General features: G+C 71.1%; 8 protein-coding genes. 7 read left to right on the forward strand and 1 reads right to left on the reverse strand.

All coding sequences use genetic code 11. From position 1 onward, the window contains the following. Window positions 1-222: 222 nt before the first annotated feature. Window positions 223-912 carry a hypothetical protein gene (locus tag ACFTZL_RS32360; protein WP_382589978.1) on the forward strand — a complete coding sequence of 230 codons (690 nt, stop codon included), beginning with the start codon at window positions 223-225 and terminating at the stop codon, window positions 910-912. Between the two features lie 50 nt (window positions 913-962). Here ACFTZL_RS32360 and ACFTZL_RS32365 read toward each other — a convergent pair whose 3' ends face one another. Continuing rightward, window positions 963-2,792 carry an endonuclease/exonuclease/phosphatase gene (locus tag ACFTZL_RS32365; protein WP_382589981.1) on the reverse strand — a complete coding sequence of 610 codons (1,830 nt, stop codon included), beginning with the start codon at window positions 2,790-2,792 and terminating at the stop codon, window positions 963-965. Between the two features lie 304 nt (window positions 2,793-3,096). Here ACFTZL_RS32365 and ACFTZL_RS32370 point away from each other — a divergent pair, with 304 nt between their 5' ends. The 6 genes from ACFTZL_RS32370 to ACFTZL_RS32395 all read left to right on the forward strand — a co-directional run. Then, window positions 3,097-4,524, forward strand: a complete 1,428-nt coding sequence (locus tag ACFTZL_RS32370) for a hypothetical protein (protein WP_382589984.1) — start codon at window positions 3,097-3,099, stop codon at window positions 4,522-4,524. A 155-nt stretch (window positions 4,525-4,679) separates the two neighbouring features. Continuing rightward, window positions 4,680-6,125: an alkaline phosphatase PhoX gene (locus ACFTZL_RS32375; RefSeq protein WP_382589987.1), complete on the forward strand. Its 1,446-nt coding sequence runs from the start codon at window positions 4,680-4,682 to the stop codon at window positions 6,123-6,125. A gap of 351 nt (window positions 6,126-6,476) precedes the next feature. Then, a complete protein-coding gene (locus ACFTZL_RS32380; RefSeq protein ID WP_382589990.1) occupies window positions 6,477-8,060 on the forward strand; it encodes a TROVE domain-containing protein in 1,584 nt (527 codons plus the stop codon). An 83-nt stretch (window positions 8,061-8,143) separates the two neighbouring features. Then, the gene (locus ACFTZL_RS32385) at window positions 8,144-8,785 is read left to right on the forward strand and encodes a GntR family transcriptional regulator (protein WP_382589993.1); all 642 of its coding nucleotides are present in this window, start codon (window positions 8,144-8,146) and stop codon (window positions 8,783-8,785) included. A 27-nt stretch (window positions 8,786-8,812) separates the two neighbouring features. Continuing rightward, on the forward strand, window positions 8,813-9,829 hold the full coding sequence (locus tag ACFTZL_RS32390) for a 1-aminocyclopropane-1-carboxylate deaminase (RefSeq protein WP_382589996.1): 1,017 nt from the start codon (window positions 8,813-8,815) through the stop codon (window positions 9,827-9,829). 454 nt (window positions 9,830-10,283) lie between these two features. After that, the coding region (locus ACFTZL_RS32395; protein ID WP_382589999.1) for a LacI family DNA-binding transcriptional regulator at window positions 10,284-11,136 on the forward strand (853 nt) is incomplete at its 3' end.

Consider the following 11,136-nt stretch of genomic DNA (forward strand, 5'->3'; position numbering starts at 1 on the left):
GCCCCTTCCGTGCGTACGCGGGTGCGGGTCCGCTGAGCTGCGGGCATGCGTGCCGCTGGGGACGGCACGGGTGGGCGCAGCGGCGCCCCGCTACGCCGGGGTGCGGACCCACTCGGCTTCAGCAGCGACGCCGCGTACCTGAACCCTCGCTTGACCTCAAGTTTGGTTGAGATTGAAAGGTGGGGTGTGTACGCATTCGGCGAACCGTGACTGGAGTTCTCAATGAGCCGTCGGACCGAGCAGCACCCCGATCTCACCGACCCGCGTATCGGTGCTCCCCTCTTCAGCACCTGGCGCGTGGGGACGCCCGAGCGGCAGGGGCGGACTGTGGAGGCGATCGGGCGTACGTGGGAGCGGCGGCCCTGGCCCGCTGATGGTCTGCTGGGGTATCACGTGTACGCGGGGCATGACGGGGCCACGCTGATGCATCACTCGCAGTGGAGCGGTGAGCAGGCGTTCGAGGCGTTTGTGAAGACCCATCGGCAGGAGCGGGTCGACGAGGTCGACACCGCCGTGCCGGGGATCGAGCGCGTGGGGCTCGGGCGGTACCGGCGGTATCGCAGCCGGGAGCGGGCCGTCGGGGACGTGCGGGTGCCGGGGGTGATCGTCACCGTGCGGATCGACTTCGAGGAGGGGGCCGGGGCGCGGCGGGAGGATTGGGTCGACCTGGTGGTGAAGGCTGTGGGGGACGATCCGGAAGGGCACGCCGGGCTGATCTCCGCTCACTTCCATCTGAGTAGCGATGGCGGGCATGTGCTGAATTACGCCGAGTGGGAGAGTGACCAGGCCTATGACGATGCCTTGGCTGGGTCAGGGAGTGATGGTGCGTGGGAGCGGGTGCGGACGTATCCGAGGATGAAGGGGACGAGCGGGAGCCGGTATACGCATGCTCTGGGGCTTGTGCCCGGGTGAGTGACGTGGGGTGGGCCGGCTGAAGCAGTTGTTCAGCCGGCCCTTGTGGGTTACGGGCGGAAGCGCAGGACCTGGGGGTCGTGGTCGCTGATCTGGTCGTTGAACTCCGCGTTGGTGTGCACGCTGTCGTACTCGAAGTCGCAGTCGCGGCGGATCGACGGGCTGATCAGGATCTGGTCGAGGACCTGGCTGTTGCCCTGGTAGACGTACGAGTAACGCTCGTTGCGGGGGAGCGACTTGATCGCCGACCAGAGTTCGCCGCGGCCCTCGAGGATCTTGGCGGTGCGGGAGAACTCGAAGTCGTTGATGTCGCCCAGTGTGACGACGTCCGCGTTCTTCTGGGTGTCGAGGATGTCCTTGACGAAGGCGTTCACCAGGGTGGCCTGCTGGTGGCGCTGGGTCTCGGAGCTGCGGGACGGCGGCTGGTACTGGGCGGTCAGGCCCTGGTCGCCGCCCTTGGAGTTGAAGTGGTTGGCGATCACGAAGACCGTGCGGCCGCGGAAGGCGAACTCGCCGGCCAGCGGCTTGCGGCTGTTCTTCCAGGCCTCGTCGGCGGGGGCGATACGGCCGGGGCTGAGCGTGAGGTGCGCCTTGCCGCGGATCTTCGTCACGTCGGTGGCCGTCGTGGCGTCGCCGCCCGCGCGGTCGGTAAAGGAGACCCGCTCCGGGTTGAACAGGAAGGCCTGGCGGATGTTGCCGCCGGGCTCGCCGCCGTCGGTGTTGTTCGCCGGGTCGATGGAGCGCCAGTCGTACTTCGGGCCGCCGGCCGCGACGATCGCGTCGATCAGCTTGGTCAGGGTCTGGTCGGCGGCGACCGTGCCGTCGTTCGTCGCGCCGTTGTTGTCCTGGATCTCCTCCAGGGACACGATGTCCGGCGACTTCAGATTGTTCACGATCGCGGAGGCGTGCTCGGCGAAGGTGCCGTCGGACGGGTCGAGGTTCTCGACGTTGTACGTCGCTACCGACAGCTCGCCGCTGCGCTGCTTGCGGGTCGTCTCGCGCTGCAGATCGGCGGACTTGAGCGTGCCGAGTCGGCTCGCGACCAGGGTGTAGCCACCGAACTGGTTGTAGTCGAGCGGGCCCGCCGTCGTGCCGGTGAGGGTGTCGCCCACGTTCGCCTTCGGGAAGTCGGCCGTCGCTCCGAGGGACTGGATCTGGAGGCGGCCGGTGTTCTGGGCGTCGTAGGAGCCGTAGACCGTGCCGCCGTGGCGGTTGCGGTTCTCGTGCGGCTTCACCGTCACCCAGAGTTCGGTGTACGGGTCGGTCGCGCCCACGACACGGGTGTCGGAGACGCCGACGGTCATGCCCTCCAGCGCCTCGTAGTGGTCCAGGGCGTACTTCGAGGGCTTGAGCGGGAGGGCGTTGATCGAGCCGTTCGCGGTCGTGTCGCCGGGGGGCGCGTAGGTGGCGGGGACCGACCGGGCGGTGATCGTGGTGGCGGCGGGGAGCTCGTTGCCGCTGGAGAGGACCGTGAACGTCGGCTTGGTGATCTCCGTCAGCGACTGGTTGCCGGAGGTGGTGCCGCCGGGGACGTACTCCGAGACCGTGCCGCTGACCGTGACGGAGTCACCGACGGCGACCCCCTTCGGCGCCGAGCTGGTGAAGACGAAGACGCCCTCGCTGGTCGCCGGGTCGGCGTCCGGGTTCGGGTCCTGGATCCAGAAGCCGCGGGAGGAACCGTACGTCCGGATGCCGGTGACGATTCCGGCCACGTCCGTGACCTGCTTCCCGGCGTACGGGGAGGTCCGGGTGCTGCCCTGGACGTCGTGGACGCGGACCGAGTCCGCGTGCGCGGGGGTGGTGAGGACGATCGTGGATGCCGCGGAGCACGCGGCGGCGACGGTGAGCGCGGCGAGACGCGCGGACGACTTGCTCGGCAACGGGATTCCCTCCGGGGACATGACAGGTGCCGGGACGAGGGTGGTGCGTGGACTGTCTGCCGCTACCTGTGGGGCGGGCGGTGTGACGCGCGTAGCGGGCGGTGGACGGACGGGCGGGGTGGGGCCGGCCCGGTGAACAACTGTCCGCCGACTTCTACGCGCGTCAATCTCCAGCCTGGTCACGTCACTTGTCAAGGTTTCGGCCATGTACGGCGGCTGACGGGGAGATGAAGTGGGCGGCATGGGTGGAAATCCGTCTAGGCTGAGCGGCTGAGTCGTAGAGGCGCCCTAGGAGAAACAGCCGATGTCAGACAGCTCCCCCCTGCCGCCGGTGCGGCTGCACTCCGAAGCGGAGCTGGCACGTGCCGCACTGTCCACGCCGTTGCTTTCCCGGGCCGCCCGGCTCGCCCGCTGGGCCGGGCCGGACACCCGCGTCGACGCCGGGGGAGGGCTCGTCGACGAGCAGCTTCCCGCGGCGGTCGAGTCGCTCGGGCTGAGCGGGGACGATGCCGCCGCCGACGCCAGTGAGGCGTGGCGGGTGGCCGTGGATGCCGGGCTCGTCGAGGTCGTCGACGAGGAGGAGGGCACCGTCCGGGCGGGCGAGGACCTGGCCCTGCTCACCGGTGGCTCGCCGCAGGACGTGCTCGCCCTGTGGCTCGCCGCCCTGGAGACGGTGCTCGCCGACGCGAGCGTGCCCGACCTGGAGGGGCTCGCGGACCTCGTCGACGAGGACGGCGAGCTCGACCTCTCCTCCCTCGACTGGGACCCCGAATCCGAGGCCGAGTTCCTCGACGGTGTGCTCGGCAACCTCTATCTGCTGACCGTCGGCGAGGACACGCCCGGCGAGGCGCCGGTGCCGCTGCCCGCGCTGGCCGCGTCGGTGATCGTGCCCAGCGACATGGGCGAGCCCACCAACGACGTCCTGGAGCAGGTGTCCGACGCGATGATGCGGCTGGACGACCAGTTCCGGATGCTGGAGCCGGTGGGGTTCGTGGAGTACCAGCCGGTGGACGAGGCGCTCATGGCCGATGCCGACGAGGAGCCCGCGGCGCCCGTCGACGACACCGACGTCTCCCGGTATGGCATGGTCAGGCTCACCCCGCTCGGGCTGTACGGGATGCGCGCCCGGCTGCTGGAGGCCGGGTTCGAGGCACCGGCCGTCGGGGACCTCGCGGACAAGGGCGCCGACGCGCTGCTCGACGGCACGGCGGGGTTCCCGCCGGCCGCGGCGCAGGCCGAGACCGAGCAGTGGCTGGCCCGCCGTGACTCCCTCGCCTCCGCGCGGGAGTTGCTGGCGGCGGCCCGGGGCGCGGACGCCGGTGCGCCGCTGCGACGGCTGCGCTGCCAGCAGGCGCTGTCCCTGGTCGGTGTCTCGGCCGAGCCGGCGCTGCGGGAGGTCCTCGACGATGCCGAGCTCGGCGGGCTCGCGCGGGTGTGGCTGACCGAGCACGGGGCGGCGGATGTGCCCGCGCCGTCCGAGGCGATGGTCTACTGGCTGACCATCGACACGGTGGCCGCGCAGCTTGCCGCGGAAGGGAACTCCGAGGAGTTGCGGGCGCTGGTCCAGGGGCTTGCCCAGCAGCACAGTGGGTTCTTCGCGGCTGTGTGGCGGGTGGATCATCCTGCTGTGGCTGATGTGCTGGAGGCGATGGGGCGGTTGCATCCGGACAAGAAGGTTGCGAAGGAAGCGCGGAAGGCGGCGTTCAAGGCGCGGTCGCAACAGGGTGGTTGATCCCGGTTTGTGGGTGCCGGCTCGGCGTGGCTTGTCGCGCAGTTCCCCGCGCCCCTTGGGGCGGTGTTCAACTCGCGTTCACAGGTGAGCGAGACGGTGTTGCCGAAACGAGGTCCGCCACCCTCCACGGCATACTCACCGTCACAGGAGACACCATGTCGCTCACCCGCAGGGACTTCGCCAGAACCTCCGCGATCACCGGTGCCGGTGTCGCGCTGGCGGGCAGTGTCGGCGCCCTCGCCACCGCACCGAACGCCCTCGCGTCCTACGACACCGACAGCACGGGGGACGCGTCCACGGAAGCCCGGCACGGAGTCGGCTACGGGCCGCTGGTCCCGGACCCCAAGGGCGTCCTCGCCCTGCCCGCCGGCTTCACGTACCGGATCCTCACCTACAGCGGCAGGACGAAGCTGGAGTCCGGCGAGTTCACGCCGTCCAACCACGACGGCACCGCCACCTTCGACGGTCCCCGCGGTACGACCCTGCTCGTCAACAACCACGAGCTGAAGGGCCCGCGCGCCAACTGGGAGCACCCGGTGCCGCTCACCGAGGGCCTCGTCTACGACCCGGCCGCCGCCGGTGGCTGCACCGTCGTCGAGGTGCGCCCCGACGGACGGGTCGCCGAGTGGGTCGGCATCGCCGGCACCTCCACCAACTGCGCCGGCGGCAGCACCCCCTGGGGCACCTGGCTCACCTGCGAGGAGAACTCCGACAAGGCCGGCGTCAACGGCATGACCAAGGACCACGGTTATGTGTTCGAGGTCGATCCGTGCGACCGGCGCGCCAATCGCGGCCCCAAGCCCCTGAAGTTCTTCGGCCGCTACGACCACGAGGCCGTCGTCATCGACCCCAAGCGCGGCCACGCCTACCTCACCGAGGACGCCGCCGCCCCCAACGGCCTCTTCTTCCGCTGGACCCCGCCCAGGGGCTTCGAGTACGGCCCCGGGAAGTTCCGCAAGCTCGCCGACGACGCCGGTGTCCTCCAGGCGCCCAAGTGCTTCGACTCCGGCGGCAAGTTCGTCGACGACCTGTCCCGCGCCACGAAGATCGGCACCGTGTACGGCGTCGACTGGGTGGACGTACCGGACCGCGACGCCCGCACCACCCCCGTGCGCAAGCAGTTCAAGGACGACCAGGTCACCCGCGCCCGCAAGCTGGAGGGCATGTGGTGGGGCGACGGCGGTGCCTACATCGTCTCCTCGTACGCCCGTGAGGAGAGCCCCGTCCAGCACGACGGGCAGGTCTGGTTCTACGACCCCAAGCGCCGGACGCTGACGCTGAAGGTCCTGCTCGGCGTGAACCCCGACCCCTCCAAGGACGGCGCCTTCGACGGCCCGGACAACATCACCGTCTCCCCGTACGGCGGCCTCGTCATCGCCGAGGACGGGGAAGGGGTGCAGCACCTGTTCGGGGCCACCGACAGCGGACGGACGTACCCGATCGCCCGCAATGATCTGAACATCGGCACCGAGGAGGAGCCGGAATACAGCGAGTTCACCGGCGTCACCTTCTCTCCCGACGGCCGGACGCTGTACGCCAACATTCAGACGCCGGGCATCATGCTGGCCATCACCGGTCCCTGGAAGCGCCAGAAGCGGTAATTAATTCGGTCGCAAGGCCCGCGCTGCGCCTCCTACAGTGAGATCACAACGTCACGCACCTCCCGGTGCGATGGCAGCGGCTACTTCTCTTCCAAAGAATCCGACGCCGCCGCCGACTTGATCTCGGGAGGCGCAGCATGTGGTGGGTGCCCGGTGCGAAGGCAACGGTTACTTCCTGGGATCAGAGGGTTGCGGGTTCGAGTCCCGTCAGCGACTTCGGGTCGCTGTAGCTCAATGGGTAGAGCATCTGAATTAGTCCGTCGCCGACTTCTGTTCTCGGGCACCCACCTCTTTTCTTGCATGCAGCGTCTCCCCCGAAAATAAGTAAGAACGAATTCGGGGGAATTCATCATGGCGCGATTCAACTCCAAGGCAGCCCGCGCGCGTCCCGTCTCGCGCGTGACGTCCACAGGGCGTGTGCTGCGCACCTACGAGGGCGGCCGCGGCCGGGAGCGGGATGCCCGCTCCGAGCTCTTTCTGCTCGCCGTCTCGAACTTCGTCTCGCAGCAGACCTTCTACGAGACCGGCGACGACCGCGACGACCGCTTCGCGAAGCTCGTGCGTGAACTCGCCGTCACCGACCCGGCATGGACGGCCGGCCTCCTCGGCTGGCTGCGCGGCGAGGGCAACCTGCGTACCGCCTCGGTCGTCGGAGCCGCCGAGTACGTCAAGGCCCGCCTGGACGCGGGCGCGACCGACGGCCCGTCCAACCGGCAGGTCGTCGCCTCCGTGCTCCAGCGGCCCGACGAGCCCGGCGAACTGCTCGCGTACTGGACCGCGATGTACGGGCGGAACGTGCCGAAGCCGGTCAAGCGGGGTGTCGCCGACGCCGTGCGCCGCCTTTACCACGGCAAGGCGCTGCTGAAGTACGACACCGCCTCCAAGGGCTACCGCTTCGGCGACATCCTCAACCTCGTGCACGCGGCCCCGGACCCGGACAAGCCGTGGCAGGGTGAGCTGTTCCGCTACGCCCTCGACCGGCGCCACAACCCCGACACCGCGGTACCGCCCGCGGCGGACCGTGTCCTCGGCGCGCACCGCGAGCTGATGGCCCTGCCGGTCGAGGAGCGGCGGGCGGTCGTGACCTCCGAGGGCGGTGCCGAGCGGCTGGCCGCGGCCGGAATGACGTGGGAGACGCTGGCGGGCTGGATCCAGGGGCCGATGGACAAGGCGGCCTGGGAGTCCGTGATTCCGTCCATGGGCACCATGGCGCTCGTGCGCAACCTGCGGAACTTCGACGAGGCCGGGGTGTCCGACGAGGTCGCCGAGCGGGTCGCCGCGCGGATCAGCGACCCGGCGGAGGTCGGGCGCTCGCGGCAGTTCCCCTTCCGGTACCTCGCCGCGTACCAGCACGCGCCGTCGCTGCGCTGGTCGTACGCGCTGGAGCGGGCTCTCGGCCACTCGCTGGCCAACGTGCCCGCGCTGCCCGGCCGGACGCTGGTGCTCGTGGACCGCTCGGGCTCGATGTTCTGGTCCCGGCTGTCCGACCGCTCGGAGCTCACCCGCGCCGACGCGGCGGCGATCTTCGGTACGGCGCTCGCGCTGCGGGCGGAGCGCGCGGACCTGGTCGAGTTCGGCTCGACGAGCGACCGCGTGCGGTTCCGCGAGGGCGAGTCGGTGCTGAAGATCCTCGACCGCTTCGGCGACCTGGGCGGCACCGACACGACGGAGGCGGTGCGCCGGCACTACCGGAAGCACGACCGGGTGCTGATCGTCACCGACGAGCAGTACACGCACCACCGCCAGGGTGACCCGACCGAGCAGGTCCCGGCCGACGTGCCGGTCTACACCTGGAACCTCGCCGGGTACCGGGCGGGCCACGGCCCGTCGGGTACCGCGAACCGGCACACCTTCGGCGGCCTGTCGGACGCGGGCTTCCGGATGGTTCCGCTGATCGAGGCCTCCCGGGACGCCGACTGGCCCTGGGCGGCCTGAGAGGCCGTGACCCGCACCGCGTGGGGAGTGCGGGCCACGTGCCTCTTGTTTGTGGTGGTGGCTGACATCTAACATTTCAGTTCATGGAGGCCATCCGACCCTTGCCCCGGACCCTGCTCAGGGACCGGGCGTACGCGGCGATCCGGGACGCCATCGTGGCCGGGGAGATCGAACCCGGTGCGGTGGTGCGGGACGCCGAGCTCGCGGAGCGGCTCGGGCTGTCCCGGGCGCCGGTGCGGGAGGCGTTCTCCCGGCTGGTGGACGAGGGGCTGCTGGAGAGCAAGCCGCAGAGCTACACCCGGGTGACTCCGCTCGTGGCCTCCGACGTGCGGGACGCCGCCGCCGTGGTCGGCGCCATGCACGAGCTGGTGACGCGGGTCGCCGTGCCCCGGCTGAAGGCCGCGGACATCGAGGCGATGCGTGCCGCCAACGAGCGGTTCGCCGCCGCCGTCGGCACCGGAGACGTGGACACGGCCCTGCGTGCCGACGACGCGCTGCACGAGGTCCTCGTCCGGGTGAGCGGCAATCGCGCGGCCGCCGCGACCGTCGCCCGCTACACCCCGCTCATCCGCCGCCTGGAGCGACGGCGCTTCGGCCAGGGCGGTAGCTGCCGTTCGGCCGGGCTGCACGAGCGGCTGATCGAGGCCTGTGCGGCCGGTGACGTGGCCGAGGCGGTCCGCGTCACGGCGGAGATCTGGCGGGGCCTGGAAGAACTCGCCGACTGAGACCGACCCCCGAACCCGGGAGGACCCATGCCCCTTTCCTCGTACGAGCGTTACCCCCTGCTCTTCGGGCCCTCGCCCGTCCACCGTCTGGAGCGGCTGACCGAGCACCTCGGCGGCGCCTCAATTTGGGCCAAGCGCGAGGACTGCAACTCCGGTGTCGCGTACGGCGGGAACAAGACCCGCAAGCTGGAGTACCTGGTCGCCGACGCGCTCGCCCAGGGCTGTGACACGCTCGTCTCGATCGGCGGGGTGCAGTCCAACCACACCCGCCAGGTCGCGGCCGTCGCCGCCCGGGCCGGGCTCAAGTGCGTGCTCGTGCAGGAGAGCTGGGTGGACTGGCCCGACGCCGTGTACGACAAGGTCGGCAACATCCTGATCAGCCGGCTCGCCGGGGCCGATGTGCGGCTGGTGAAGGCCGGGTTCGGGATCGGGTTCAAGGAGAGCTGGGAGCAGGCGCTCAGGGAGGTCGAGGAGGGCGGCGGGAAGCCGTACGCCATCCCGGCCGGTGCCTCCGATCATCCGCTCGGCGGCCTCGGCTTCGCCGCCTGGGCGCATGAAGTGGTGCAGCAGGAGCGGGAGCTGGGCGTCTTCTTCGACACCGTGGTCGTGTGCTCGGTGACCGGGTCGACGCAGGCCGGCATGGTCGCCGGGTTCGCCGCGCTGGAGGAGGCGGGCGGGCGGCCCCGGCGCGTGCTCGGCATCGACGCCTCGGCCAAGCCGGCCGCCACCCGTACGCAGATCGCCCGCATCGCCCACAACACCGGGCAGCTCATCGGCCTCAAGCGCGAGGTGACCGAGTCCGACGTCGAACTCGACGAGCGGTACCACGCGGGCACGTACGGCGTCCCCGACGAGACCACCCTGGCGGCGATGCGCCTCGCGGCCCGCACGGAGGGCATGGTCACCGACCCCGTGTACGAGGGGAAGTCCATGGCCGGAATGATCGACCTGGTCTCCAACGGGGAGATCGGCCGCGACGCCACGGTCCTCTACGCCCACCTCGGCGGCCAGCCGGCGCTGAACGCGTACAGCGCGCTGTTCTGACAGCGCGCTGGTCTGAGGGGCCTCTCGGGCCGGGGCGGGCGCTGGGTGGCGGTCGCCATTGCGGCTGATCCGGCGGGGGCCCGGCTTGGGCTCAGAGGTCTGGCTGGACTCCGGGGTCCGCCGGGCTCGGGGGTCCGCCGGGCTCGGGGGCTCGGCCCGGCCGGGCAGTCCGACTCGACTCGGTGATCCGGCCCGGCGGCCCGGCTGGCGGCGCGTGGCGGTCCATGTCCAGGTCGGCTTCCAGGTGGACGGCTCCGTCGCCGTCACGGTGAAGTCGGTCGACGCCGGAGCCGAGATCGTCGCCGGGCCGGCGCGCACCCCCTGGGACTCCCTGAACTCCCGGCTCGAGGCCCCCGGCGGCCTGCGGCTGACGCTGTTCGCCGGGCATGACGACCGAGCGGACCGGCCCGCTGCCCCTGCCGGGGCGCGTGCGGCGCCGGATAAGGTGCTCAGCGTGTGGACCGACAAGCAGCGGGTGGAGCCGGATGACGAGCGGCCCGACGGTGCCCGGCGCCGGGCCACGATCCATGACGTCGCACGACTGGCCGGGGTGTCACGCCAGACGGTCTCCCGGGCGGTCAACGACAAGGGCGAGATCGACCCGGGCACCAAGGAGCGGGTACTGGAGGCGGCGCGGCTCCTGGACTACCGGCCCAGCCGGTTCGCACGCGGACTCGTTCAGAAGGGGGCGGTGACGGCGGGCCTGGTCATCCCGGACCTGCGCAACCCGTTCTTCCCCGAGGTGGCCGCCGGAGTGCTGGAGGCGGCCGAGCAGCGCGGCTGGCAGGTCGTCGTATGGGACTCCCGTATCGACGAGGCCAGGGAGCGGCAGGCGCTCGACGTGCTCTCCCACCAGGCGGACGCGGTCGTGGGCTACTTCAAGGATTCGGACGAGGTGCTCACCCGGCACCTCGGGGGCGTGCCGCTGGTGCTGCTGGAGCGCGGCCCGCAGCAGACCCGGTTCGCGGCCGTCGGCATCGACGCCTCCGCCGGTGTCGAGCAGGGCATCGCCCACCTGGTCCAGGCCGGGCACCGCCGGATCGGCATGCTGGACGGCGAGCACGGACCTGGTGCCCGTAAGCAGGCCTTCCTCGAGCAGGTCCGGCGGCACGGGCTGCCCGTCGACGACAGTTGGATCGTGCTGTGCCCCGAGCACAGCGTGGCGGGCGGCGAGGCCGGCATGGAGCGGCTGCTGGAGGCGCGGCCGGAGATCACCGCGGTCTTCGGGTTCAACGACCTGATCGCGGTCGGGGGGGGGGGGCGGGCCCGCCGCCGGGGCCGCCGGGGGGCGGACGAACAAGCCGGGC

Origin of the sequence: Streptomyces sp. NPDC056948 (assembly GCF_042674225.1) — a bacterium.
Taxonomy (GTDB): Bacteria; Actinomycetota; Actinomycetes; order Streptomycetales; family Streptomycetaceae; genus Streptomyces; species Streptomyces purpurascens.